At 71.6% G+C, this 24,894-nt stretch carries 22 protein-coding genes; 8 read left to right on the top strand and 14 right to left on the bottom strand.

Annotated features, from left to right (window positions below):
- Positions 1-7 precede the first annotated feature (7 nt).
- The 3 genes from ACOOHC_RS08585 to ACOOHC_RS08575 form a co-directional block, all read right to left on the bottom strand.
- Positions 8-1,237 (bottom strand): alpha-hydroxy acid oxidase, encoded by a 1,230-nt coding sequence (locus ACOOHC_RS08585; RefSeq protein WP_420453575.1) that lies wholly within the window; start codon positions 1,235-1,237, stop codon positions 8-10.
- A 169-nt stretch (positions 1,238-1,406) separates the two neighbouring features.
- Entirely contained in the window at positions 1,407-2,213 is an 807-nt protein-coding gene (locus tag ACOOHC_RS08580) for a GntR family transcriptional regulator (protein ID WP_420453574.1), read from the bottom strand.
- A 7-nt stretch (positions 2,214-2,220) separates the two neighbouring features.
- Positions 2,221-2,664 carry a glyoxalase gene (locus ACOOHC_RS08575; protein ID WP_420453573.1) on the bottom strand — a complete coding sequence of 148 codons (444 nt, stop codon included), beginning with the start codon at positions 2,662-2,664 and terminating at the stop codon, positions 2,221-2,223.
- A 126-nt stretch (positions 2,665-2,790) separates the two neighbouring features.
- On the opposite strand from ACOOHC_RS08575, the gene ACOOHC_RS08570 reads away from it, so the two are divergent.
- Positions 2,791-5,073, top strand: a complete 2,283-nt coding sequence (locus ACOOHC_RS08570; RefSeq protein WP_420453572.1) for an aconitate hydratase — start codon at positions 2,791-2,793, stop codon at positions 5,071-5,073.
- A 47-nt stretch (positions 5,074-5,120) separates the two neighbouring features.
- On the top strand, positions 5,121-5,522 hold the full coding sequence (locus ACOOHC_RS08565; RefSeq protein WP_420453571.1) for a hypothetical protein: 402 nt from the start codon (positions 5,121-5,123) through the stop codon (positions 5,520-5,522).
- 92 nt (positions 5,523-5,614) lie between these two features.
- Here ACOOHC_RS08565 and ACOOHC_RS08560 read toward each other — a convergent pair whose 3' ends face one another.
- From ACOOHC_RS08560 to ACOOHC_RS08545, 4 genes are read right to left on the bottom strand one after another with little or no spacing between them, the layout of a single operon-like run.
- Positions 5,615-6,373, bottom strand: coding sequence for an ABC transporter ATP-binding protein (locus ACOOHC_RS08560; protein ID WP_420453570.1), 759 nt, complete (start codon positions 6,371-6,373; stop codon positions 5,615-5,617).
- On the bottom strand, positions 6,370-7,410 hold the full coding sequence (locus ACOOHC_RS08555) for an iron chelate uptake ABC transporter family permease subunit (protein ID WP_420453569.1): 1,041 nt from the start codon (positions 7,408-7,410) through the stop codon (positions 6,370-6,372). Before ACOOHC_RS08555 ends, ACOOHC_RS08560 begins: the two co-directional genes overlap by 4 nt.
- Positions 7,407-8,357, bottom strand: a complete 951-nt coding sequence (locus ACOOHC_RS08550) for an ABC transporter permease (RefSeq protein WP_420453568.1) — start codon at positions 8,355-8,357, stop codon at positions 7,407-7,409. Before ACOOHC_RS08550 ends, ACOOHC_RS08555 begins: the two co-directional genes overlap by 4 nt.
- A 59-nt stretch (positions 8,358-8,416) precedes the next feature.
- Positions 8,417-9,460, bottom strand: a complete 1,044-nt coding sequence (locus ACOOHC_RS08545; RefSeq protein WP_420453567.1) for a siderophore ABC transporter substrate-binding protein — start codon at positions 9,458-9,460, stop codon at positions 8,417-8,419.
- Between the two features lie 122 nt (positions 9,461-9,582).
- Here ACOOHC_RS08545 and ACOOHC_RS08540 point away from each other — a divergent pair, with 122 nt between their 5' ends.
- Positions 9,583-10,395, top strand: coding sequence for a siderophore-interacting protein (locus ACOOHC_RS08540; protein WP_420453566.1), 813 nt, complete (start codon positions 9,583-9,585; stop codon positions 10,393-10,395).
- Positions 10,396-10,428: 33 nt separating this feature from the next.
- Here the strand turns inward: ACOOHC_RS08540 and ACOOHC_RS08535 are convergent, their stop codons facing one another.
- Positions 10,429-11,157: a sulfite exporter TauE/SafE family protein gene (locus ACOOHC_RS08535; protein ID WP_420453565.1), complete on the bottom strand. Its 729-nt coding sequence runs from the start codon at positions 11,155-11,157 to the stop codon at positions 10,429-10,431.
- A 104-nt stretch (positions 11,158-11,261) separates the two neighbouring features.
- On the opposite strand from ACOOHC_RS08535, the gene ACOOHC_RS08530 reads away from it, so the two are divergent.
- Both ACOOHC_RS08530 and betB read left to right on the top strand, forming a co-directional pair.
- Positions 11,262-12,641, top strand: a complete 1,380-nt coding sequence (locus ACOOHC_RS08530) for a cytochrome P450 (RefSeq protein ID WP_420453564.1) — start codon at positions 11,262-11,264, stop codon at positions 12,639-12,641.
- Between the two features lie 75 nt (positions 12,642-12,716).
- On the top strand, positions 12,717-14,198 hold the full coding sequence (gene betB, locus ACOOHC_RS08525) for a betaine-aldehyde dehydrogenase (RefSeq protein ID WP_420453563.1): 1,482 nt from the start codon (positions 12,717-12,719) through the stop codon (positions 14,196-14,198).
- 18 nt (positions 14,199-14,216) lie between these two features.
- On the opposite strand, the gene betC is transcribed toward betB, so the two are convergent.
- Positions 14,217-15,800, bottom strand: a complete 1,584-nt coding sequence (gene betC, locus ACOOHC_RS08520) for a choline-sulfatase (protein WP_420453562.1) — start codon at positions 15,798-15,800, stop codon at positions 14,217-14,219.
- Between the two features lie 19 nt (positions 15,801-15,819).
- Positions 15,820-17,499 (bottom strand): choline dehydrogenase, encoded by a 1,680-nt coding sequence (betA, locus tag ACOOHC_RS08515; RefSeq protein ID WP_420453561.1) that lies wholly within the window; start codon positions 17,497-17,499, stop codon positions 15,820-15,822.
- Between the two features lie 196 nt (positions 17,500-17,695).
- Here betA and ACOOHC_RS08510 point away from each other — a divergent pair, with 196 nt between their 5' ends.
- Positions 17,696-19,498: a vanadium-dependent haloperoxidase gene (locus ACOOHC_RS08510; protein WP_420453560.1), complete on the top strand. Its 1,803-nt coding sequence runs from the start codon at positions 17,696-17,698 to the stop codon at positions 19,496-19,498.
- 179 nt (positions 19,499-19,677) lie between these two features.
- On the opposite strand, the gene trpA is transcribed toward ACOOHC_RS08510, so the two are convergent.
- The 3 genes from trpA to ACOOHC_RS08495 form a co-directional block, all read right to left on the bottom strand.
- Positions 19,678-20,475: a tryptophan synthase subunit alpha gene (trpA, locus tag ACOOHC_RS08505; protein WP_420453559.1), complete on the bottom strand. Its 798-nt coding sequence runs from the start codon at positions 20,473-20,475 to the stop codon at positions 19,678-19,680.
- Positions 20,462-21,637, bottom strand: coding sequence for a tryptophan synthase subunit beta (gene trpB, locus ACOOHC_RS08500; protein WP_420453558.1), 1,176 nt, complete (start codon positions 21,635-21,637; stop codon positions 20,462-20,464). Before trpB ends, trpA begins: the two co-directional genes overlap by 14 nt.
- Before the next feature lie 85 nt (positions 21,638-21,722).
- Positions 21,723-22,376, bottom strand: a complete 654-nt coding sequence (locus tag ACOOHC_RS08495; RefSeq protein ID WP_420453557.1) for a phosphoribosylanthranilate isomerase — start codon at positions 22,374-22,376, stop codon at positions 21,723-21,725.
- Positions 22,377-22,456: 80 nt separating this feature from the next.
- Between ACOOHC_RS08495 and ACOOHC_RS08490 the strand changes: the two genes are divergently transcribed.
- Both ACOOHC_RS08490 and ACOOHC_RS08485 read left to right on the top strand, forming a co-directional pair.
- Positions 22,457-23,200: a polyphosphate kinase 2 family protein gene (locus ACOOHC_RS08490; RefSeq protein WP_420453556.1), complete on the top strand. Its 744-nt coding sequence runs from the start codon at positions 22,457-22,459 to the stop codon at positions 23,198-23,200.
- Positions 23,197-24,063 (top strand): SDR family NAD(P)-dependent oxidoreductase, encoded by an 867-nt coding sequence (locus tag ACOOHC_RS08485; protein WP_420453555.1) that lies wholly within the window; start codon positions 23,197-23,199, stop codon positions 24,061-24,063. Before ACOOHC_RS08490 ends, ACOOHC_RS08485 begins: the two co-directional genes overlap by 4 nt.
- Positions 24,064-24,106: 43 nt before the next feature.
- Here the strand turns inward: ACOOHC_RS08485 and trpC are convergent, their stop codons facing one another.
- A complete protein-coding gene (trpC, locus tag ACOOHC_RS08480; protein ID WP_420453554.1) occupies positions 24,107-24,883 on the bottom strand; it encodes an indole-3-glycerol phosphate synthase TrpC in 777 nt (258 codons plus the stop codon).
- Positions 24,884-24,894: the final 11 nt, after the last annotated feature.

Genomic DNA, 24,894 nt, shown 5'->3' with positions numbered 1-24,894 from the left:
GGGCGAGTCACGCGATCCAGCGCACGAGATCGCGATCGATCTCGGCGAGGGACGCGCACCCGGTGAGCGCCATCGTGCGTTCGATCCCCTCGCGCAGGAAGTCGAGCAGCCAGTCGACGCCGGGCTCGCCCGCAGCCCCCAGCGCGAGGAAGCAGGGGCGCCCGAGCGAGACCGCGTCGGCTCCGAGCGCGAGCGCCTTGACGACGTCGCTCCCGCGCCGCACCCCACCGTCGCAGATGATCGTCGCGGTGTCGCCGATCTCGTCGCGCACCGGCTCGATGAGGGTGACCGGGCTCGGCGCGTCGTCGAGCTGGCGTCCGCCGTGGTTCGAGAGCCCGATCCCCTCGACGCCCTCGGCCACCGCGCGCTTCGCGTCGGCGACCGTCTGGATGCCCTTCAGGACGATCGGACCGTCCCAGAACGAGCGCAGCCACTCGATGTCGTCCCACGACAGCGCCTGGTCGAACTGGCTGGCGACGTGCTCGGCCAGCGAGATCGCTGTGCTGCCGTCGTCGTCGTGGCGCCCGACGATGTTCGCGAACGTGATCGGCTCCGCGGTGAGGAAGTCCTTCGTCCAGGCGGGGTGGATCGCGCCGTCGATCAGGGTGCGCGGGCCGAGCTTCGGAGGCAGCGTCATCCCCCGGCGGACGTCGCGCTCACGCCGGCCGAGCACCGCGGTGTCGACGGTGAGCCAGACCGTGGAGAACCCGGACGCACGCGCCCGCTCGACCAGCTCGCGGACCAGGCCGCGGTCCTTCCAGGTGTAGATCTGGAACCACTTGTCGCCATCGGGGTTCGCCTCGGCGCACTCCTCGATCGACCGGGTCCCCATCGTCGACAGCGACCACGGGATGCCCGCCCGACCGGCGGCGCGGGTGACGGCCAGCTCGCCCTGCGAGTGCGCGATCCGCGTGAAGCCGGTCGGCGACAGGATCACCGGCATGCTCGCGGGTCGTCCGAAGATCGTCGTCGAGGTGTCGAGGGCCGACACGTCGCGCAGCACCCGCGGCCGGAACTCGAGGCGCGAGAAGTGGGTGGAGTTCGTCCCGAGGGTGCGCTCGTCCTCGGCGCCGCCGTCGATGTAGTCGAACACCCCGGCCGGGAGGCGCCGCTTCGCCAGGGTCCTCAGGTCGTCGACCGACGCCACCGACCGCAGCCGACGGCGGGTCGGGTCGGTCTCGAACGTGTCGAACCGGGCGACCGACCGGAACGTCTCCCACATCTGCGCGATCCCCATCCACGCAGCGTACGGCGCGCCCGTCGCAGCACCGGAGCCGCCACGAGGGTGGAGCGGGTCGCCGACCTCTCGACCCGCCCTCCGCGGCCCGCCCTCCGCGACCCGCCCTCCGCGACCCGCCCTTCTCGACCCGCCCTCCGCGGCCCCCGAGCCGACCGGGGCGAGCCCGCTACTCGACCAGGCGCAACCCGCTCGGGGTCATGCTCGGCTCCGCCAGCGGCAGGTCGACCACGAACTCGGTCCGGTGGGCCGAGAACAGGTGCTCGCTGACGAGCAGCGGGCGGCCGTCCTGGTCGGTGGTGACGCGCTGGCATCGCAGCAGCGGCGCGCCGACGGGGACGTCGAGCAGCCCCGCCTCGACGGGAGAGGCCAGGTCGGCGCCGATGGTCTGGGTCGCTCCTCGGAGCTCGACGTCGAGCAGCTCGTAGAACGGGCGCCGCTCGACGTCGCGCCGGGAGAACGTCGCCGCGAGCTCGGCCGGGCACCAGACGGTCACGATCGCGAACGGCTCGCCGTCGGCGAGGTTGACCCGCTTGACCCGCAGCACCTCGTCGACGGCCAGGATCGCGCCGACGCGCTCGGGAGCGGACTCGAACGCGAACTCGGCGATCTTGCGCTCGGAGATCCTCCCCAGGCCCTCGACCTCGGCCTCGATCGTCCCCAGCGCCTCGAGCGACTGGCGCACCGGCTCGCCGGCCACGAACCAGCCGAACCCCTGTCGGGCGGCGATCAGCCCCTCGTCGCGGACGATCTCGAGGGCGCGCCGGATCGTCACCCGGGAGGCGCCGAACTCGACGGACATCTCGGACTCCGACGCGAGCACCGCGCCGGCGGGCGCCGCGGCGTACCGCTCGCGCAGCACGTCGGCGATCTCCTGGTAGCGGATCCGCCTCACCGCGCCCGCTGCCCGGGTCGGCAGGCGCGGCGAGCGGGCGACCCGGGCGCGCTGCTGCTGCTGCTGCGACCGGTGCGGCACTGTGCGGTCACGTCGCCGCGCCCCGCCCGGGGGCGTTCGGCGCGGTGTCGGCGTCGACGAGCTCGATGCGGTTGCCGAACGGGTCGAACACGTGGCAGCGCACGACGCCCCCCAGCTCGTCGTTCCAGGTGGCGTCGAGCCCGCTCGCCTCCACGAAGGCGCGCAGGTCGCGCACGGCGAGGGCCGGGTGCGCCTTGCGGGCGGGCACGAACCCCTCCTCGGCACCGACGTGGACCTGGACCGGGCCGGCGGCGAACCAGGCCCCGCCACGCACGGCCATCGGGGCCGGCTTGGGGATCTCGGCCATCGCGAGCACCCCGCCGTAGAAGCGTCGGGCCTCGTCCTCTCCGCCGGGCGGGATCGCGAGCTGCACGTGGTCGATCGCGACCCACTCGGGGCACGCGGCGCCACCGCCGCCCCCGCCCCGCTCGGTCCCCGCTGCGTTCGTCACGTGTCCGTCCTCCTCGTCTGGCGGATCCGACCGGAGCGCGGCGGATCCCCGCCGACGATCGGTCCGACCGCCGGCAACTTGTACTGTACTTGTCTACCTCGGGTCCATCGTGTCACACTGGTGACCATGCACGCGACCGCCACCACACCGATCGAACTCGTCCGCGCCGTCTACGAGGACTTCGTCGAGCGGACCGCGAAGGGCCGAGAGCGCATGGGCGGACCGTTGACGTTCACCGAGAAGATCCTGATCAACCACCTCGTCGACCCCGAGGGCCAGGCGATGGAGCGCGGCGACAGCTACGCCGACTTCGCTCCCGATCGCGTCGCGATGCAGGACGCCACGGCGCAGATGGCCCTGCTGCAGTTCATGACCGCCGGGCTCGACGAGGCGGCGGTGCCCTCGACGGTGCACTGCGACCACCTGATCCAGGCCAAGACCGGCGCCCAGATCGACCTCGGCGTCGCGATCGACACGAACAAGGAGGTCTACGAGTTCCTCCGCTCGGTGTCGGCCAGGTACGGGATCGGCTTCTGGGGCCCCGGATCGGGGATCATCCACCAGATCGTGCTCGAGAACTACGCCTTCCCGGGCGGGATGATGATCGGCACCGACAGCCACACCCCCAACGCCGGCGGTCTCGGGATGGTGGCGATCGGCGTCGGTGGCGCCGACGCGGTGGACGTCATGACCGGGTTCCCGTTCAACGTCAAGTGGCCGAAGGTCATCGGCGTGAAGCTGACCGGCGAGCTCAGCGGGTGGTCGAGCCCGAAGGACGTCATCCTCGAGGTCGCCCGCCAGCTCACCGTCAAGGGCGGCACCGGAGCGATCGTCGAGTACCACGGCCCGGGCGCCGAGACGATCTCTGCCACCGGGAAGGGGACCATCTGCAACATGGGCGCCGAGATCGGAGCGACCACCTCGCTGTTCCCCTACGACCAGGCGATGGCGATCTACCTCAAGTCGACGCGGCGCGAGGAGATCGCGGACGCCGCCGACCGGATCGCCGACGAGCTCCGCCCCGACGACGGCGCCACCTACGACGAGCTGATCGAGATCGACCTCACCACGCTCAAGCCGCAGATCAACGGGCCCCACTCCCCCGATCGCGCCCACCAGGTCGGCGCCGAGGGCGTCGGCGCCGCGGCGCGCGAGAACGACTGGCCGCTCGAGCCCTCCGCCTGCCTGATCGGCTCGTGCACCAACTCGTCCTACGAGGACATCACCCGGGTCGCCTCGGTCGCACGTCAGGCCGCGAGGGCCGGGCTGACCTCGAAGACGGAGCTGCTGGTGACCCCCGGGTCCGAGCAGATCCGCGCCACGATCGAGCGCGACGGCCTGCTCGCCGATCTCGAGGCGATCGGCGCGACGGTGCTCGCCAACGCGTGCGGGCCGTGCATCGGCCAGTGGTCCCGCCCGGCCGAGATCCTCGGTCGGCCGAACACGATCGTCAACTCGTACAACCGCAACTTCCCCAAGCGCAACGACGGGTCCGCGAACACGCTGAGCTTCGTCACCTCGCCCGACACGGTGCTCGCGATCGCTCTGGCGGGTCGCCTCGACTTCGACCCGACGACCGAGACGATCACCGCCCCCGACGGCACCGAGGTGACCCTCGATCCGCCGGAGGGAGAGGTCCTCCCCGACGCCGGGTTCGACCCCGGCGAGGACACCTTCACGGCCCCGCCCGCCGACGGGAGCGACATCGACGTCGAGGTCGATCCCGACAGCGACCGGATCCAGCTCCTCGAGCCGTTCCCGGCGTGGGACGGCGAGCCGATCACCGACCTGCCGATCCTCGTCAAGGCGAAGGGCAAGTTCACGACCGACCACATCTCGATGGCCGGGCCGTGGTTGAAGTACCGCGGGCACCTGGAGAACATCTCGGGCAACCTCTACCTCGGCGCGGTCAACGCGTTCGACGCCGAGGACGGCTCGGAGTACGAGGTCGGCTACGGCAAGAACCAGCTGACCGGTGAGACCCAGAAGTTCCCCGAGATGGCCGAGGCCTACCACGAGGCCGATCAGCCGTGGGTCGTGATCGGCGACGAGAACATGGGCGAGGGGTCGAGCCGCGAGCACGCGGCGATGGAACCGCGCTTCCGCAAGGGGATCGTGGCGATCGCCCGCAGCTTCGCCCGCATCCACGAGACCAACCTGAAGAAGCAGGGCATGGTCCCGTTGACCTTCGTCGACCCCGAGACCTACGACCGGATCGAGGAGGACGACCGGATCAGCGTGGTCGACCTGCCCCCGGTCCCCGGCGAGACCGTGTCGTGCCAGATCGTGAAGCCCGATGGGACGACGGTCGACTTCGAGGCGAACCACACCTTCAGCCCCGACCAGGTCGAGTGGTTCAAGGCCGGCTCCGCGCTGAACATCATCCGCCAGAGGTCCGGCGGCGACTGAGGCCCGACGTGGCACGTCGCTCCCGACGGAGCGCTCCGATCGGCTCGGTGTCCGTCGTCGACGGGGTGGAGCGAGCACGCATCGTCGTCGCGCTCGACTCCCTCGACGGCGCCGGGGCGACGACCCTGCGGTCGCTTCGGCGTTGGTTCCCGCTCGTCGACCGCTGGCCGGTCGAGCCGCGACCCTCCGGGCGCGGCGTCGCGGTCGTCCACGACCGGTTCGGCTTCGTCGTCCACGTCACGGCCGACGACGGCGGGTTCGACATCTCCGGCGACCACGACGGCGAGCCGTTCGAGGCGGCGATCACGAGGGCGGGCGGCACCGTCGACGTGGTCGTGGCCGACGGGGTCGATCCTCGCCGCGCGACCGACGACGCCCTCCGCACCGCCGCAGCCGATCGGCGCCTCGCCGCGGCCACGGCCCCGGCCTTCGGCGTCGAGACCCTCTGACCCGGGACGACACCCCGATCGGACGCGATCGGGGTCGCCGCCTCCGTGACCGTCGGGCGTCGTCGTCGCGCGCCGGCACGTGCCGACGTCGTTCAGCGGTAGTAGATGGCGTACGGGATCCCGTCGACCACGTGGACGTCGATCGGGATGTCGTAGATCTCCTCGAGGGTGGCTGGGGTCATCACGTCGGCCGGTGTCCCGACGGCTGCGATCCGCCCGTCCTTGAGCGCCACGATCCGATCGGCGTGAGCAGCGGCGAAGTTGAGGTCGTGGATCACGATCACGACGCTCTTGCCGAGCTGCTCGACGAGTCGCCGCAGGTGGCGCATCATCCGGACCGAGTGCCGCATGTCGAGGTTGTTGAGGGGTTCGTCGAGCAGGACGTACGGCGTGTCCTGCGCGAGGGTCAGCGCCACGAACGCACGCTGCCGCTGCCCGCCGGAGAGCTGATCGAGGTGTCGGTGCTGGAGATCGCCGAGCTCGAAGAACTCGATGGCGTCGTCGACGATCACGTCGTCTTCCGCGCTCAGGTGGCCCCGGGACCGGGGGAAGCGGCCGAAGGACACGAGCTCGCGCACCGTGAGTCGTGCCGCCATGTGGGTGTCCTGTCGGAGCACGGCGAGCCGCAGGGCGACCTCGTCGCTCCTCGCCCTCGCCAGATCGAGCTCGTCGACGTGGACGGACCCCGCGTCGGCGTCGGTGAGGCGCGAGATGATCGACAGCAGGGTCGACTTGCCCGCTCCGTTGGCGCCGACGATCGCGGTCAGCTCGCCGGCGAGCAGCGAGACGTCGACCTCGTCGAGGACGGTGGCGCTCCCGTAGGCCTTGCTGACGTTCCTCGAGCGGATCATCGGTCGGCCTCGCGCAGGAGCATCACGATGAAGGAGAGGCCGCCGACGAGGTTGACGCACACCGTCAGGGTCGTGGTGAAGTCGAGCAGCCGGGCGGCGACGAACTGCCCGCCGACCGTGACGACGATCCCGATCAGCCCCGATCCGAGCGCGAGCACGCTGTGCCGGTAGGTGGGCAGCAGGTGTCGTGCGAGGTTCGCCACGATCAACCCGATCAGCGTCATCGGGCCGACCAGGGCCGTCGACGTGGCGACCAGCACCGTCACCAGGATCAACGTCCGGTCCACGACCCGTCGGTACTCGATCCCGAGGGTGACCGCGCTGTCGCGACCGAGCGCGACCACGTCGAGCTGGCGCATCAACGGGACGGTGGCGGCGAGGGCGGCCGTCGTCACGGCGGCCGTGATCGTGAGCAGCTGCGGATCGACGGTGTTGAAGCTGGTGAGCACGAGGTCCTGCAGGGTCAGGTAGTCGTCGGGGCTCAGGAGCCTCGAGGCGAAGACCGTGAGGCTCGTGAACAGGGTCCCGAGCACGATCCCCACGAGGACGAGGACGAACAGGTCGCGCGTGGTGCGGCGCAGCACCGAGCGGTAGAGCAGGAGCCCGAAGAGCGTCATCACCGAGGTGTCGATCACGAAGCGCACGCGGACGTCGACGTCGAGCAGGAACGCCGAGCCGAGCAGCCAGACGAACAGCGTCTGGACCAGTCGGAACAGCGCGTCGAAGCCCATGATCCCGGGCGTCAGGATCCGGTTGTGCGTGACCGTCTGGAACATCACCGTCGCGACGCCGGTCGCCGCGCCGACGACGACCAGGGCCGCGAGCTGGCGGGCTCGCAGGTCCATGACGTAGCCCCGGACACCGTCGACGAGGGCGAACTGGTACGTGACGGCGACGACGGTGGCGGCCATCGCCAGCGCGACCGACCGGATCCGGATGGACCGGCGATCGCGGCGGGCGGCGGCGGCCCGCCGGGGCCCGCCGGTCGAGGTCACGCCGGCGTCGGCGGTGGCGGTCGCGGTGGGAGCGTTCGTCATGCGGCCAGGTCGGTGCGGGCGCGGAGGATGAGCACGACGAACACGACCGCACCGACCACCCCGGCGATCGTGCCGACCGGGATCTCGTAGGGATGGCGGACGATCCGCCCGACGACGTCGCACACGAGGACGAAGGCCGCCCCGGTGAGCGCGGTGATCGGCAGCGTCCGCTGCAGGTCGTCGCCGAAGCGCATCGAGATGACGTTCGGCACGACCAGGCCGAGGAACGGGATCGCGCCGACGACCACCACGACGATCGCCGTGTTGACCGCCGCGACGACCAGGCCCAGGTTCATCACGGCCTGGTGGTCGATGCCGAGGTTCTTCGCGAAGTGCTCGCCCATCCCGACCACGGTGAAGCGTGCGGCGAAGAGGTACGCCACGATCCCTCCGGCGAGGACCGCGTAGAGCGGCTCGTACCGCCCGCGCAGCACGCGCGAGAACGATCCCGTGGTCCACACCTCGACGAGCTGCAGGAGATCGGCGCGGTAGGCGAGGAACACGGTGATCGCGGAGACGACGGCTCCGAACATGAGGCCGAGCAGCGGCACGACGATGACGTCGACGATGCGGATCCGCCTCAGCAACCCGATGAACGCGAAGGTCCCGACGAGGCTGGTGGCGATCGCCACCAGCATCCGGACGAGCAGCGAGCTCCCCGGGAGGACGAGCGTCGCGAGCACGATGCCGAGCACGGCCGACTCGACCGTCCCCGAGGTCGACGGCGAGACGAACCGGTTCCGCGTCACCTGCTGCATGATGACCCCGGCGACGGCGAGCGACGACCCCGCGAGCAGGAGCGCGACGAGCCGGGGGATTCGCGAGATGACGAGCGCCCGGGAGGCTGCGGCGTCGCCGTCGATGAGGAGCGAGGGCGTGACGGCGACGACGCCGACGAGCAGCGACAGCACCGACGCGACGACCAGTCCGACGAGGGCGATCGCCACCGCGCGCCGCCTCCGGGGTCCGGCACCGCCGGGCCGGAGGATCGACGTGGACGGCGAGCTCACAGCACCGATCGGACGTCGGCGATGATCTGCTCGAACGAGGTGGGCGAGTACGTCGCGATGTACCACGAGAACCCGTCGACCTCGACGATGCGGTCGTTCGTCGCCGCTTCGGTGGTGTCGACGAGACCGTTCGCGAGCACCTCGGCCGCCGGCGTCGCCTCCTCGCCGATCGTCTTGCTGCGATCGAGCACGAACACCGCTCCCGGGTCGTACCGCGCGAAGAACTCCTGGCTGATCTCCTGGCCGTGGGAGCCCTCGTCGTCGACCGGTGCGTCGGTCGGCGTGAAGCCGAGGTCGTCGAACACGATGCCGAAGCGTGAACCGGGCCCGTAGGCGCTGACGGTGCCACCGCTGACCTGCACGAACATGGTGCTCAGGTCGCTGGCCTCGGCGGCGTCGGCCGTCTCGTCGATCTCGGCCAGGATCGCGTCGAGTCGCTCGGAGGCGGCGTCCTCGAAGCCGAAGATGGTGGACAGCTGCTCGACGCGCTCGACGAACTGCGGGATCTGGTCCTGCGCGTCCTCGTAGCGCACGGACATGTCGATCACGGCCGGGGTGATGCGCTCCATCTCGGCGACGACCTCGGGCGTCCCGCTGCGCGAGCCGACGATGATGAGGTCCGGGTCCAGCGCGCTGATCGCCTCGTAGTCCGGCTCGAACAGCGTGCCGGCGGAGGATGCCGACTCCGAGACGGATGCGAGGTCGTCGGGGAGGCTGCCGACCGCCTGCGGGGCGCCGTCGACCTCGATGTCGAAGTCGCTGAGCGTGCGGATCGTGCTCCAGTCCATCACCACCACGGTCTCCGGAGCCCGGGGCACCTCGACCGCGCGGCCCTGGGCGTCGTCGATCGTCACGGTCCCCCTCCCGGTCGTCGCCGCGTCCGTCGCAGGTGGCGCCTCGCCGGCGACCGGGGTCCCGGCGCCGCCGGTGCCGGGACCGCCCGTCACCTGATCGCCGGTCGCATCGGTGCCGCAGCCGGCGACGACGAGCGCCGCGAGCGCGGCGGAGACGGAGAACGTGAGTCGATCTGGAGTTCGCATCTAGGAGCCTCTCGAATGCGTTAGGGTTGCCTAACAACTTGGATGAGGTTGACTTGCTATCGCCGAGACGGGCGAACGCCAACGTCGCCGAGCCGGAACCCACCACGAGACGAGGACGATCGATGACCGCCACCACGTACGGCACCGTCGAGGAGGTCGCACGACTGGGCGAGGCGATGATCCGCGTCGTGTTCGCCGGCCCCGGCCTCGATTCGTTCGAGACGACCGGGCGCACCGACGAGTACGTCAACGCGCTGTTCGTCCCCGACGGCGCCCCCTACCGGGCGCCCTTCGACGTCGAACGAGCGCGCGCGCTGGACTCGGACCATCGACCTCGGGGGCGGCGGTACACCGTGCGACGATGGGACCCGGTCACCCGCCACCTGACCATCGACTTCGTCGCGCACGGCGACACCGGGTTCGCCGGCCGCTGGGCGCAGCACGCCCGGGTCGGCGACACGCTCCAGATGGTCGGCCCCAGCGGGGGGTACCGGCCCGATCCGGACGCCGACTGGCACCTGCTGGCGGGTGACGAGAGCGCGCTCCCGGCGATCGCCGCGTCGCTCGAGGCGGTCCCTCCCGCCTCGCCCGCCGTCGCGCTCGTGGTCATCGACGGACCCGGGTGCGAGATCGAGCTCACCAGCCCGGGCGCGCTCCAGCTCCGCTGGCTCCACCGCTGCTCGGCAGGCGAGCCCGAGACCCTCCTGCCAGACGCCCTCGCGCAGCTGACCTGGGCGCCCGGCCGAGTCGACGTCTTCCTCCACGGCGAGGCGTCCGAGGTGCGTGCCGGCCGCCGGCACCTCCTCGACGTCCGCGGCGTGGACCCGGAGCGCTCGTCGATCTCGCCGTACTGGCGTCGCGACCACTCCGACGAAGCCTGGCGAGCGGTCAAACGACGGTGGATCGCGGACCAGGAGGCCGAGGACACCGCGTGATCGGCGCGCTCGATCGGATCCACCCCGGACGCCTCAGGTGATGGCGGTCGCGATCGCCAGCGAGCCGCTGAGGCCGAGCAGACCGAGTACCAGGCGGCGGAACCGCTCGGGCGCCACGTGAGGGCGGATCGCACGACCGGCGAGCGAGCCCAGCGCCCACCCCGGCAGCGCGATCGCCGAAGCGATCAACCCCTCGCGCGTCACCCGCCCGTCGGCGACGAACAGCGCCAGCCCGACGGGGCTGGCGAGGGCGAACACGGCGGCGATCGTCGCGCGGGTGCGCTCGGGTGACAGCCCCCGCGCCTGGAGGTCGAGGATCAGCGGTGGGCCGTTCACGCCGATCGACGTGCTGAGCACGCCCGACAGCGCCCCGAGGCCCCAGTCGAGCGACGGGCCGGCGGTCGGCAGGCTCAGGCCCGACGCGAGCACGACCGTCGCCACGCAGACGCCGACGCCGACCGCGAGTCGCAGCGATCGATCATCGGCGACGTTCAGCACGACCAGGCCGACGGGCATCCCGAGGTAGGTGGTGATCGCCAGGCGCCGGACCAGGGTTCGATCGCGATCGGCACGCAGCGCGATGCCCTGCCACACCACGCTGCCGAGACCGAGCAGCGCCATGATCACCAGGGCGTCCGACACGGGGACGACGAGCACCAGCAGCGGCATCGCCAGCAGGGAGAAGCCGAACCCGGCGATCATGAACACCATCGACGCGAGCGAGATGGCGGCGGCGACGATCGCGATGTCGGTGGCGGGCACCGGGGCAGTGTGCCCTCGGGATCGCCACGACGGTGTACACCTCCGCCTCGCCCGGCGCCACCGGGAGCCGCCAGGCTGTCGTCGACCGCGATTCGCCCGGACCCATGCCACCGCCTCCCCGACACGTCAACCACGACCTCGTCCCGATGGGGTGCCCCGTGCACCTCGACGACGTCGACCTGTTCGGCGAGGGCGCTCAGGAGCACTGGTACGAGTCCTACGAGATCCTCCACCGCGACGCCCCGGTGCTGCGCATCGAGGGAGGTGGCCTCACCGACGGAGCGGACGCGTTCGTCCTCACCAAGCACGACGACGTGGTCGCCGTCGTCAAGGACCCCGAGCGCTTCCGGGTGGTCACGACCCTGCGCGTCGACAAGCACGTGGAGCGCGGGCTGACGCCCGAGGAGGCCTACGCCGAGAGCCGCAGCCTGATGCACGCGTCGATGGTGTCGCTGCGACCGACCCAGGAGCTCTACTTCCAGCACCGGCGCGAGCTGACCGATCCGTGGGTCGGGCCCGGCGCGCTGCGCCACCGCGAGATGATCGCCGAGATCGCCCACGGGTTGATCGACGAGTGGATCGACGACGGCGAGGTCGACTTCGTCCAGGGGTTCGCCCGCCCCCTCCCCCAGATCGTGATGGCCACCATCCTCGGGTTCCCCCGTGAGGACATCGGCCGACTCGCGGCGTGGGGAGACGCAGCCGTGACGCCGTTCGTCCACGGCTCCGGACTGCGACACGAGCTGTCCGCCGAGCAGGCGGAGGACATGAACCTGCGCCTCGAGGGTTTCCAGGACTACATCGACGCGCACGTCGCCGCCAAGCGCGCCGACCCCCGCGACGACATGGTGAGCTTCCTGTGCGACGTGCGCTACGAGGCGCTCGGGCGGAAGCTGACCGACATCGAGATCGCCGGGATCGTGCACGCGATGATCATCGGCGGCCTCGAGACGACCCAGTACGCACTCGTCGAGCAGGCGCAGCTGCTGTGCGAGGATCCCGCGGCGTTCGCCGAGCTGCGCTCCGACCCCTCGCGCATCCGCTCCTTCGTCGAGGAGTCGCTGCGCCTGCGGGCGCCCACCCACGGGCTCTCCACGCGGGTCACCACCCGCGACGAGGTGTTCCAGGGGGTCGACGTGCCGGCCGGGTCGCTGCTGCACCTGCGCTTCGGTGCGGCGAACGTCGACGGCGAGGAGTTCGAGCGGCCCTTCGACCTCGACCTCGACCGGGCGGCGCTGACCCGCCACGTCACCTTCTCGACCGGGCCACGGGTCTGCCCCGGCGCGACGCTGTCGCGCGTCGAGCAGCAGGTGGCGTGGGCGACGCTGCTCGAACGGCTGGCGTCGATCGAGTACGGCGACGGCAACGACTGGCTGCATCAGCCCGGGATCATGCTGAGCACGCTCCGCGTGATCGTACGGACCACCCCGGCGCCGACCGGCTCCGCCGACAGCACCCCGCCGGCCACGCACGATCCGGCGTAGCGGAGTCGGCGACCGCCCGGCGCAGCTGCGAGCGCGCCGACCGAGGCCCGGGCGACGAATCGCTAGGTTGCCCGGATGAGCATCGTGGACGCATCGTCTCGACTCGACACCCGGCGTGCCTTCATCGGCGGCGAGCACGTCGATTCGTCGTCGGGCGAGACGTTCGAGACGCGCCACCCGGGGACGGGTCGGGTGATCTGCGAGGTCGAGACGACCGGTGACCGCGAGATCGACCGGGCCGTCGAAGCCGCGCACGAGGGCTTCGCGACGTGGTCGACGACCGATGCGCTCGAGCGGAGCCGGATCCTGCGCCGCGCCGTCGACATCATCCGGGAGCGCAGCGACGAGCTCGCGGCGCTCGACACCCTCGACGCCGGCCGGCCGATCGCCGAGACGACGACCGAGGACGTCGTCACCGGAGCCGACGTGATCGAGTTCTACGCAGGACTCGCGCCGGCGATGCACGGGTCCTCGATCGACTTCCCGGGGGGGTTCGCACGGATGCGCCGCGAGCCCCTCGGGGTGTGCGCCGGCATCGGCGCCTGGAACTACCCCATCCAGATCGCGATGTGGAAATCCGGCCTCGCCCTGGCGTGCGGCAACGCGATGATCTTCAAGCCCGCCGAGCTCACCCCGATCTCGGCGGTCGCGCTCGCCGAGATCTACCACGAGGCCGGCGTCCCCGCGGGGGTGTTCAACGTCGTCCACGGCGACGCCCGCGTCGGCAGGGCGCTGGTCCGTCACCCGGGCATCGCGAAGGTGTCGCTCACGGGGGAGGCGTCGACGGGATCGGCCGTGATGGCCGACGCCGCCGACGGACTCAAGCACGTGACGCTCGAGCTCGGCGGCAAGTCACCGATCGTCGTGTTCGACGACGCGGATCTCGACAGCGCCCGCAACGCCGCGCTGACGAACAACTTCTACTCGACCGGCCAGGTGTGCTCGCACGGGACCCGCGTCTTCGTCCAGCGCGACGTCGTCGAGGGGTTCCTCGACGGGATCGCCGAGCGAGTCGGCGCGCTGCGCGTCGGGGACCCCTTCGACCCCGAGACCCGGATCGGACCCCTCGTCAGCGCCGAGCACCACGCGAAGGTGATGCGGTACCTCGAGTCCGCCCGGTCCTCCGGGGCCCGCCACGTCATCGGCGGCGACGTCCCGTCCGGACCGGACCTCGCCGGCGGGCACTACGTGAACCCCGCGGTGTTCGCGGACTGCACCGATGACATGGCCTTCGTCACCGACGAGGTGTTCGGACCGCTGATGGCCGTCCTCTCGTTCGACGACGAGGACGAGGTGGTCCGGCGTGCGAACGACACCCCGTACGGCCTGGCCGGCGCGGTGTTCAGCTCCGACATCGCTCGCGCCAACCGGGTCGCGAACGCCCTCGACGCGGGCTACGTGTGGATCAACGACTACGGCACGATGCCGGCCTCGCTCCCCTTCGGCGGCGTGAAGCGCTCCGGCCTCGGGCGGGAGAACGGCGAGCAGGCGATCGAGCACGTGACGCGGATCAAGACGATCTACACGAACCTCGGCGCCGTCGAGCGCGGCCTCTGACGTCGACCTGGAGCCGGGTCAGGCACGACGGCTGGACTCGACCGCGTTCAGGTCGAGGTGGTTGCGCATGTACTGCTGCGCGGCGTCGACCTCGGGCTGGTGGTCCCACGAGGTGAACCGTCCGGCGCGCATCGCACGGTCGACGACGGACCGCTCGGCCTGGCTGCGGCGGACCGACCGGTCGATCTCGTCGGGGTCCCACAGCTCGTGGACCTCCTCCACCAGGTCCTCGAGCAGATCATCGGTCTCGCCGCCGCGCCCGTCGCGGGCGAGGTCGTGGATCTCGTCGGGGTCGGAGGAGAGGTCGTGCAGCATCGCCCCGTCGGGGCGGGACCACGTGAACTTGAGGTCACCTCGGCGGATCATCAGCACCGGGGCGACGGCTCCCTCGCCGAGGTACTCCCCCAGGACGGTGCGATCCTCGGCGACGGGTTCGCCGAGGAGGCCGACGACGCTCGTGCCGTCGAGCGACGGCTCGCGATCGAGCCCGGCGAGGTCGAGCAAGGTCGGAGCCACGTCGAGCAGGCTCACCTGCGTCGAGTTGCGCACCCCTCCCGCGGTTCGCGGACACCGGACGATGAGCGGGATCCGGCTCGCGTGCTCGTAGAAGCACATCTTGTACCACAGGCCCCGCTCGCCGAGCATGTCGCCGTGGTCCGAGGTGAAGATCACGACCGTGTCGTCGGTCGCGCCGTGTCGGTCGAGCACGTCGAGCAACTCGCCCACGTGGCGGTCGACGTAGGAGACGTTCGCGAGGTAGGCCCGCCGGGCCCGGCGGATCTGATCGCCCGTGACGTCGGTGACGTCGGCGCCGATGACGTGGCGGAGGCGGCGGCTGTGCTCGTCGATGCCCTCGGGGTCGAGAGCTCCGACGGTCGGCATCGGCACCGTCTCGTCGTCGTACAGATCCCAGAACTCGCGACGGGCGACGTAGGGATCGTGCGGGTGGGTGAACGAGACGGTGGTCATCCACGGCCGCCCGTCCTCCGAGCGCGCCAGGTCGCGCAGCTTGCGCACCGCCCGGAACCCCACCTCGTCGTCGAAGTCGAGCTGGTTCGACACGTCCGCGACGCCGGCGTGGACGACCGAGTCGAGGTTGTGGAACCACCAGTCGACCCGACGTCCGGGTTCCGACCAGTTCGGGGTCCAGCCGAAGTCCGCCGGGTAGATGTCGGTCGTCAACCGCTCCTCGAAGCCGTGGAGCTGATCGGGACCGACGAAGTGCATCTTGCCGATCAGCGACGTCTGGTACCCGGCGCCGCGCAGCAGGTGGGCGAAGGTGGGGACGGCGGCGGGCAGCTCCGAGGCGTTGTCGTACGCCCCGATGCGCGAGTTGCGCCGCCCGGTCATCATCGCGAACCGGGCCGGGGCGCACAGCGGGCTGTTGGAGTACGCCGAGGTGAAGGTCGTCCCGTGGGCGACGAGCCGGTCGATGTTCGGCGTGACCGCTGGGCCGCCGTGCACCGACAGGAACGGGGCGGAGAGCTGGTCGGCCATGATCAGCAGGATGTTCGGGCGCCGACGGCGCGCCGAGGCGGCGTCCACCCGCCCGGGAGCCGAGCGTCGCTGCCCGTCGCTGCCCGATCGCGACGACACCGTCACCGACGGCGCCCGTCGCCGCTCATCGGCGGCCGCCGCCCGCGACGGTGTCGCGGAAGACCTCGGTGTGGTCGGGTGGCAGCGGGTCGTCGCCGAGGATCAGGTCCGCGCCCTTCTCGGCGATCATCATCGTCGGGGCGTAGGTGTTGCCGTTGCTCACGTTCGGCATGCACCCGGCGTCGACCACCGACAGGCCCTCCGTGCCCCAGACCCCCATCGAGTCGGGGTCGACGACGGCGAGCGGGTCGTTCGACGCGCCGATCTTCGTGGTGCACGACGGGTGCAGCGCCGTCTCCGCGTCGCGCGCCACCCAGTCCATGATCTCGTCGTCGGTCTCGATCGCGGGCCCTGGGGAGATCTCACCGGCGTCGAGATCGGCGAAGGCGGGCTGGTCCAGGATGCGCCGGGCGGTGCGCACGGCCTCGATCCACTCCCGACGGTCCTGCTCCGTCGACAGGTAGTTGAAGCGGACCGCCGGGTGGCGGCGGGGGTCGGCGGAGGTGATCTTCACCGACCCCCGGGCGTCGGAGTACATCGGCCCGACGTGGACCTGGTACCCGTGCTCGATCGCTGCGTCCGAGCCGTCGGCCCGGCGCGGTGACGACCCGTCGTAGCGGATCGCGATCGGCAGGAAGTGGAACATGAGGTTGGGGTACGCCTCGTTCGGGTTGCTGCGCACGAACGCCCCGGCCTCGAAGTGGTTCGTCGCGGCCGGCCCGCGCCGCGCGAGCCACTGCAGCCCGATCCACGGCTTGCGCCAGTGCGCGAGGTGGGGCTGCATCGACACCGGCTGCGTCGACTCGTGCTGGATGTACACCTCGAGGTGATCCTGCAGGTTCTCCCCCACCCCGGGGACCTCCGCGACGACGTCGATCCCGAGCCCGCGCAGGTGCTCGGGGTCACCGACCCCGGAGAGCTGGAGCAGCTGCGGGCTGTTGAACGCGCCGCCGCACAGCACGACGTGGCCGGCCTCGACGATCTCGGTCGACCGACCGCGCCGGAGCTCGACGCCGGTCGCGCGGACGCCGTCGAACACCACCCGGTTGACGTGGGTGCGCGTGCGGAGCTCGAGGTTGGGTCGGTCGAGCACCGGGTGCAGGTAGGCGCGTGCCGCGCTCTGGCGCCGTCCGCGCACGACGTTCTTGTCGAACGCGGCGAACCCCTCCTGGCGGAAGCCGTTGACGTCGTCGGTCAGGGGGAAGCCGGCCTCGACGCCTGCCCGCAGCCACGCGGCGAACAGCGGTGTCAGCGCCGGACCGCGCTCGAGCTCGAGCGGACCGTCGCCGCCGCGCCACGCGTCCTCACCGGACAGGCAGGTCTCCATCCGCTTGAAGTAGGGCAGGCAGTGCGCCCAGTCCCACCGGTCGAGTCCCGGGAGCGCTCCCCACTTGTCGTAGTCCATCGGGTTGCCCCGCTGGAAGATCATCCCGTTGATGCTCGACGATCCGCCGAGCACCTTGCCCCGGGCGTGGACGACCCGGCGGCCGCCCATGTGCGGTTCGGGCTCGGATTCGTACCTCCAGTCGTAGAACCGGCTGCCGATCGGGTACGCCAGCGCGGCGGGCATGTGGATGAGCACGTCCCATCGCCAGTCGCGCCGGCCGGCCTCGATCACCAGGACCCGGTTGCCGGGGTCGGCGCTCAACCGGTTGGCCAGGGCGCATCCCGCGGATCCGCCGCCGACGATCACGAAGTCGTGCACCGGCGCAGTCTGCCAGAGCTCGACCCGTGGCGCCGCGTGGGTCGCCCGCCCCGCCGTGGGGCCCGGGGCACCCTCCCCGCGTGGGATGCGTCGCCGAGGTCCGCCAGATCGGCGGATCGGCGTATCAGGACCGGGTCGGCGCGCTCGTGGTGGTGGACGTCATCCGCCGACGTCCGCGCACGACGAGGAGAACCCGATGAGCGACCGACAGATGATGGCCCACGACGTCCGCCGGCGAACCGCCGGCATCGCGGACGGCCGTGCCCACGAACCGAGCCACAACAACGGCGACGAGGCCCGCCTGCGCGACCCGGCGACCAACGCCGCGACCTACGCCGGCAACTTCACCAAGTGCCTCCCCCACGACGACGACGGCTTCGTCGACGACCCGGGCGACTACGCCGACTTCGTGCGCGCGATCGACTCCGCGCAAGAGGCCGACTTCGCGGCGCTGCGCATCGGACCGGGCCCCTACGACCGCACCGGCCAGCCCCGCCGCACGTTCAGCGGCGCGCTGCGCGTCCGCTGGAAGCACCCGGGCTACGCGACGAAGCCGACGATCCGCGGCTGGGAGAGCCCGGGCGCGGGCTCTGCGTTCAGCATCGAGGGGCCCGACCCCCAGCAGCCGTCGATGCCGCCGGCGCCGTCGTTCGACAGCGCCGAGGTCACCTCCGAGATGGGCGAGCTCTACTGCCAGGCGCTGTGCCGTGACGTCGCGTTCGCCGACTGGGAGGACTCGGGCAGCATCGACGCCGCCCGAGCGGCGCTCTCGACGTTCGCCTGGTTCCGCGAGGACGGGACCGACGAGCTCGGCGGTCGCAGCGACCAGCTCGTGACCTCGCTCGCCCGGCGACGCGTGCTCACCCCCGACGCCGCGACCCCCGTCGAGCTCACCTCGCTGTTCCGCGGCGACGCCCCCGGCGAGAGGGTCGGGCCGTACCTGTCGCAGTTCCTCGTCGTCGGCAACACCGGGGTCCACCGGGGTGACGCGGCTGCGCCGATGACCGACGGGATGATCAGCTTCGGCGCCCAGCGCATCGATCAGAGGGTGCGCGTCGCGACCCCGGGGAAGGACTACATGACGTCGTGGGCGGAGTTCCTCGACGTGCAGAACGGCGCCGCTCTCGGCGGGACCGAGACCTACGTCGGCGGCGAGTACCGCCCGATCACCACCCCACGAGACATGTGCACCTACGTGCACCACGACGCGCTGTACCAGGCCTACCTCAACGCCTGCCTGTGGATGCTCGGTGCCGGGGTCCCCTTCGATCCGGGCCTCCCGTTCCAGCGCGACGACCACATCGACAAGCAGAGCGGGTTCGCCACCTTCGGGGGGCCCCACGTGCTGACGCTGCTGACCGAGGTGGCGACGCGGGCGCTCAAGACGGTGCGCTACCAGAAGTTCAACGTCCACCGACGGCTGCGCCCCGAGGCGATGGGCGGTTGGATGCACCGGCGGCGCAACGGATCGGCCGAGGTCGCGGCGAAGCTCGCGGACCTCGAGCAGATGGAGGTCGCGATCGGGGCGTCGGGCATCGGCGACGCCCTCGACGATCGCCAGGGCGTGGGCAACTGGCTCCTGCCGATGGCGTTCGCCGAGGGGTCGCCGGCGCACCCCTCGTACGGCGCCGGGCACGCGACCGTCGCCGGGGCGTGCGTGACCATCCTCAAGGCGTGGTTCGACTCGGGCTGGCTGCTGAAGGACGCGACGGGCGCCGACATCGCCTACGTCCCCCACGCCGACGGCGTGTCCGCACCGGTCGACGTGTCGGGAGCGCTCGACGGACCGCTGACCCTCGAGGGTGAGCTGAACAAGCTCGCGGCGAACATCTCGATCGCCCGCAACTGGGCGGGTGTGCACTGGTACAGCGACGACCACGAGTCGCTGCGGCTCGGCGAGCAGGTGGCGCTCGGGATCCTCGAGGAGCAGAAGGTGCTGTTCAACGAGAACTTCTCGATGACCGTGCCGCTGCTCGACGGGTCGACGGTGCGCATCTGAGGTCTCCGGCACCGCACCCGTCGGGCGGCGGGTGCGGTGCCGGCAGAAGGGCGGGCGCGCCGGCGGAGGTGCGCGACGGCGGGCGGGGCGGAGGGGGCCGATCGAGGACGGCGGTCGACCCCCCACCGCACGGCACTCGACCGCATCACCGACGGGGTGAGACCTCGGCGGTGGTGCGGTCAGGTCGCGTCGATGGCGGCGCGGACCTCGGCGACGTAGTCGCCGACGGCGTCGGGTCCGGACTCCATCAACCGCCGCACCATGCTCGCCCCCTGGATCACGCCGTCGGCGACGCGGGTCGCCTGGTGGGCCTGGGCGGCGTCGGAGACCCCGACTCCGACGAGCACCGGGACCTCGGTGATCGCCTTCAGCCGGGCGGCGAGATCGGTGGCGGTCTCCGCGAGCGACGACCGCTCCCCCGTCACGCCGAGCAGACCGACCGAGTACAGGAAGCCCCGTGAGCGGGCGGCGACGCGGGGCAGGCGCTCGTCGGGAGCGGTCGGCGCGGCGAGCATGATCGTCTCGATGCCGTTCGCGTCGGCGGCCGCGCACCACGGACCGGACTCCTCGAGCGGGAGGTCGGGCAGGATCGCGCCCGACACCCCGGCCCGGGCGAGGTCGGCGGCGAAGCGCTCGGGCCCGGGATGGTGCACGAGGTTGTAGTAGGTCATCACCGCGAGCGGGATGCCCACGTCGAGGTCGGGCACCTCGTCGAGCACCGAGCGCGGCGTGGTGCCCGCCTCGAGCGCGACCTGCGACGCCGCCTGGATCACCGGCCCGTCCATCACCGGGTCGGAGAACGGGATGCCGATCTCGACGCAGTCGGCGCCGTTCGCGGCGCACGCGCGGATCGCGTCCTGCCACCCCGGGTGCCCGCCGGTGATGTACGGCACGAGCAGCTTGCGCCCGGCGTCGCGCTTCGCGCGCAGCTCGGTCTCGATGCGGCCGAGCTCGGCCGGCGCCTCAGAGGTCGTCACCGATGATGTCCATCATCTGGGCGACGTCCTTGTCGCCACGGCCCGACAGGTTGACGAGCACCGTCGACCCCTCGATCGTCGACGCCTCGCGCACCAGCCACGCGATCGCGTGCGCCGACTCGAGCGCCGGGATGATCCCCTCGGTCTCCGACAGCAGACGGAACGCCGCCACCACCTCGGCGTCGGTCACGTTCGGGTACTCGGCACGACCGATCGCCGCGAGGTGCGAGTGCTCGGGTCCGACGCCGGGGTAGTCGAGCCCGGCCGAGATCGACACGGCCTCCTCGACCTGGCCGACCTCGTCCTGCATCAGGTGGCTGCGCGACCCGTGGACCACCCCGGGCGTCCCCCGCCCGATCGCCGCGCCGCCGGCGGGCTCGACCCCGACGAGGCGGACCTCGGGCTCGTCGACGAACCCGGCGAAGATCCCCATCGCGTTCGATCCGCCGCCGACGCAGGCGACGACGAGGTCGGGCATCGAGCCGGTCAGCTCGAGCACTTGGGCGTGGGACTCCTGGCCGATGATCGCCTGGAACTGCCGGACCATGTAGGGGTACGGGTGCGGCCCGACGACCGACCCGAGGCAGAAGTGGGTGTCGGAGACGTTCGCGACCCAGTGCCGCATCGCCTCGTTCACCGCGTCCTTGAGGGTGCGGCTGCCGGAGGTCACCGGGGTGACCTCGGCACCCAGGAGCTGCATGCGGAAGACGTTGAGGGCCTGTCGCTCGACGTCGACCTCGCCCATGAACACCCGGCACTCGAGCCCCATCAGGGCGGCGGCGGTCGCGCTCGCGACGCCGTGCTGGCCGGCCCCGGTGTCGGCGACCATGCGCTGCTTGCCCATCCGCTTGGCGAGCAGCGCCTGGCCGATGACGTTGTTGATCTTGTGGGAGCCCGTGTGGTTGAGGTCCTCCCGCTTGAGCAGCAGCCGGATCCCCAGCCGCTCACCGAGGTTGCGGCACTCGGTGAGGATCGAGGGTCGTCCCGAGTAGCGGGCGTGGACGTCGGCGAGCTCGGTGCGGAACGTCGGATCGTCCCACGCCTCGGCGAACGCGGCCTCCAGCTCCTGGCAGGCCGGGACGAGCGTCTCGGGGACGAATCGCCCTCCGAACTCGCCGAACCGGCCGGTCGGATCGGGGGGTGCGCTCAGGGTGTGGGTCATTGACGCCGAATGTACCGCCGCGCGGGCCGCGGTCCGGTCGACGTTCGTCGTGCGGTCGGCGCGCACGACGCCGAGGCGGGTGCGGCTACTCGAACTCGTGGTCGTAGGGGCCGACGTCGTGGCCCCGGTAGGCGACGGGCGCCGCGGCGCGGGCCTGCTCGATGAAGCGCATCACCTTGATCGGATCCTTCTTGCCGGGCTCGCGCTCGACCCCGGTCGCGACGTCGACGCCCCAGGGCTCCACCTCGCGGATCGCAGCGCCCACGTTGGTGGGGTCGAGCCCCCCGGCCAGGATCAGCTTCAGCGAGTCGGGAGCATCGCCGGCGAGATCCCAGTCGAACACCTCGCCCGAGCCGGGGTGGGGAGCGTCGACCATGATGACGTCGGTGCCGTAGCGGTCGGCGCGCGGCAGCTCGTCGGCCCCGGCGGCGAACACCTTGATCACCCAGCGGAAGTGGCCGGCGACCTCGGCGGTCTGCGCCGGGGTCTCGCGCCCGTGGAGCTGGACGGCCTTCACCCCGGCGGCGTGCGCCACCTCGACGACCCGGCTCGGCAGCTCGTCGCGGAACACCCCGACCGTCAGCACCTCGGGAGGCAACCGCCGGGTGATGTCGTAGACCCGCTGCGGCGCGACCTGGCGGGTCGACGGCGCGAAGATGAACCCGACCGCGTCCGCGCCCATCGCGACCGCGAGCAGAGCGTCGTCCTCGTTGGTGATCCCGCAGATCTTGACGAACACCACCGTGACCGTACTCGGCGGCGGTGCCCGTGGAGCGGGATCGCTCCCGTGCAGACCGGCTCGGGTACGGTCGAGCGCGCATGGGCCGACTCGACGACCTCGACCTCTCCCCACGACTCGACAAGGACGAGTACCACGAACGCCTCGCCGATGCCCAGCAGCGCTTCCAGGAGCTGCGCCTCCGACTCGGCGGCCAGACCGGCGGCGGCGAGGTCGGTCCCGGGTTGCTCGTCGTGGTGGAGGGGGTCGACGCAGCGGGCAAGGGCGGGGCGATCAAGCGGACCGTCGAGCGGCTCGATCCACGGCACTACGAGGTGTACGCGTTCTCGAAACCCGACGATCGGGCGAAGCGGCACCACTTCCTGTGGCGCTTCTGGACCAAGGTGCCCGGCCTCGGCGGGATGTGCGTGTTCGACCGCAGCTGGTACGGCCGACTGCTCGTCGAGCGCGTCGAGGGGTTCGCGACCGAGGACCAGTGGCGACGCGCGGACGACGAGATCGTCCAGTTCGAGCGCAGCCTCGTCCTCGAGGGCGTGATCCTCGTCAAGCTGTGGCTGCAGGTCAGCCAGGACGAGCAGCTCGAGCGCTTCACCAGCCGAGCGCAGGATCCCCTGCGGAGGTGGAAGCTCAACGACGAGGACTGGCGCAACCGCGACAAGTGGCCCCAGTACGTCGAGGCGATCGAGCACGTGTTCGCCACCACCGATCACGAGCTCGCGCCGTGGGATCTGATCTCGGGGGAGCAGAAGAAGTGGGCGCGGGTGGCCGTCCTCGAGACGCTGAACCAGCGCGTCACCGAGGGGATGGAGAGGTGGCAGGGGTGAGGGACTTCGGCGGGCGCGTCGTCGCGATCACCGGGGCGGGCTCGGGCATCGGCCGTGCGCTCGCGCACGAGCTGGCTCGACGAGGCGCCCACCTCGCGCTGAGCGACGTGGACGAGGAGGGGCTCGCCGAGACCGTGCTCACGTGCGAGCGATCCCCGGTGCGCGTCACCCCCACGACCGTCGACGTCGCCGATCGCGACGCGGTCTTCTCGTGGGCCGACGACGTGGTCGAGCGCCACGGCAAGGTCGACGTGATCGTGAACAACGCGGGTGTCGGACTCGGGGCGACCGTCGAGGCGCAGTCGATCGGTGACGTGGAGTGGCTGATGGGGATCGACTTCTGGGGGGTCGTCCACGGGACGCAGGCCTTCCTCCCCCACCTGCGCGCCAACGGCGAGGGCCACGTGGTGAACATCTCGAGCGTGTTCGGGCTGATCAGCATCCCGGGCCAGTCGGCCTACAACGCCGCCAAGTTCGCTGTTCGGGGGTACACCGACGCGCTGCGGATGGAGCTCGAGATCGCCGACGAGGGGATCTCGTCCACGACGATCCACCCCGGCGGCGTGCGCACGAACATCGCCCGCAACGCCCGGATGGACGAGACGATGGCGCTCGTCGGGGCGGGCCCCGACGCGGCGGCCGACCTGTTCGACCGGCTGGCACGCACCTCGCCCGAGGCGGCGGCCCGCGAGATCCTGCGCTCGGTCGAGCGGAACCGTCGTCGAGCGGTGGTCGGACCCGACGGTCTCCTGCTCGACCTCGTGTCGCGCCTCCCGGCGGGTGTGCACCAACGCCTGCTGATCGCCGACGCCCGCCGCGCCGCGACGACCCACCCGAGGCCCGATCCGATCTCGGCCACGTGAGCCATCGCTCCCGTCGGGGTGGATCGCACCCGATCGGCGGGGATCAGGGACCGATGAGCTCGGCGAGCATCGACTCGCGGTCGTCGCTCGTCACCAGCGACTCCCCGACCAGGACGGCGTCGTAGCCGGCGTCGCGCAGCGCTCGGGCGTCGTCACCGCCGCGGACCCCGGATTCCGCGACCGAGACGACGTGGCCGGGGATCGCTGCGGCCATCCGCAGCGCCCGGGCGTGGTCGACCTCGAAGGTGACCAGGTCGCGCTGGTTCACCCCGACCAGGTCCGCCCCGACCGCGAGCGCCCGCTCCAGCTCGGGCTCGTCGTGGACCTCGACCAGCGCGTCGAGGCCGAGGTCGGTCGCGAGCCGGTGGAACGCGCCCAGCTCGGTGTCGTCGAGGGCCGCGGCGATCAGCAGCACGCAGTCGGCGCCCATCGTGCGGGCGTCGACCACGTCGAGCTCGCTGACGGTGAAGTCCTTGCGCAGCACCGGCAGGTCGCACCCGCCGCGAGCCGAGCGCAGGTCCTCGGCGGAGCCGGCGAAGTGGGGCCCGTCGGTCAGCACCGAGAGGCACGCCGCCCCGCCACGCTCGTAGGCGCGCGCCACCTCGATCGGGTCGAGGTCGATCGCCAGGTCACCTCGCGACGGGGAGCGGCGCTTGATCTCGGCGATCACGCCGAGGCCGTCACGGGATCGCAGCGCCGCAGCGAAGCCGCGGGTGGGGGGCAGCGCGCGCGCGGCCGGCAGGAGATCGGCGAGGGAGCGGTCGTCACGTGCCGCGACGCCGCGGTGGTGCTCGATGATGCCGTCGAGGTACGTGGTCACGACGTGCGCTC

Origin of the sequence: Ilumatobacter sp. (genome assembly GCF_965215205.1) — a bacterium.
Classification (GTDB): Bacteria; Actinomycetota; Acidimicrobiia; order Acidimicrobiales; family Ilumatobacteraceae; genus Ilumatobacter_A.
The sequence above is the reverse complement of the archived record's forward strand: the minus strand, read 5'-3'. Positions and strand labels throughout refer to the sequence as shown.

Coding starts and splice junctions, on each gene's coding strand:
- ACOOHC_RS08585 (WP_420453575.1), bottom strand. CDS start 1,237: ATGGGGATCGCGCAGATGTGGGAGACGTTCCGGTCGGTCGCCCGGTTC.
- ACOOHC_RS08570 (WP_420453572.1), top strand. CDS start 2,791: ATGCACGCGACCGCCACCACACCGATCGAACTCGTCCGCGCCGTCTAC.
- ACOOHC_RS08560 (WP_420453570.1), bottom strand. CDS start 6,373: ATGATCCGCTCGAGGAACGTCAGCAAGGCCTACGGGAGCGCCACCGTC.
- ACOOHC_RS08555 (WP_420453569.1), bottom strand. CDS start 7,410: ATGACGAACGCTCCCACCGCGACCGCCACCGCCGACGCCGGCGTGACC.
- ACOOHC_RS08545 (WP_420453567.1), bottom strand. CDS start 9,460: ATGCGAACTCCAGATCGACTCACGTTCTCCGTCTCCGCCGCGCTCGCG.
- ACOOHC_RS08540 (WP_420453566.1), top strand. CDS start 9,583: ATGACCGCCACCACGTACGGCACCGTCGAGGAGGTCGCACGACTGGGC.
- ACOOHC_RS08530 (WP_420453564.1), top strand. CDS start 11,262: ATGCCACCGCCTCCCCGACACGTCAACCACGACCTCGTCCCGATGGGG.
- betB (WP_420453563.1), top strand. CDS start 12,717: ATGAGCATCGTGGACGCATCGTCTCGACTCGACACCCGGCGTGCCTTC.
- ACOOHC_RS08510 (WP_420453560.1), top strand. CDS start 17,696: ATGAGCGACCGACAGATGATGGCCCACGACGTCCGCCGGCGAACCGCC.
- trpB (WP_420453558.1), bottom strand. CDS start 21,637: ATGACCCACACCCTGAGCGCACCCCCCGATCCGACCGGCCGGTTCGGC.
- ACOOHC_RS08490 (WP_420453556.1), top strand. CDS start 22,457: ATGGGCCGACTCGACGACCTCGACCTCTCCCCACGACTCGACAAGGAC.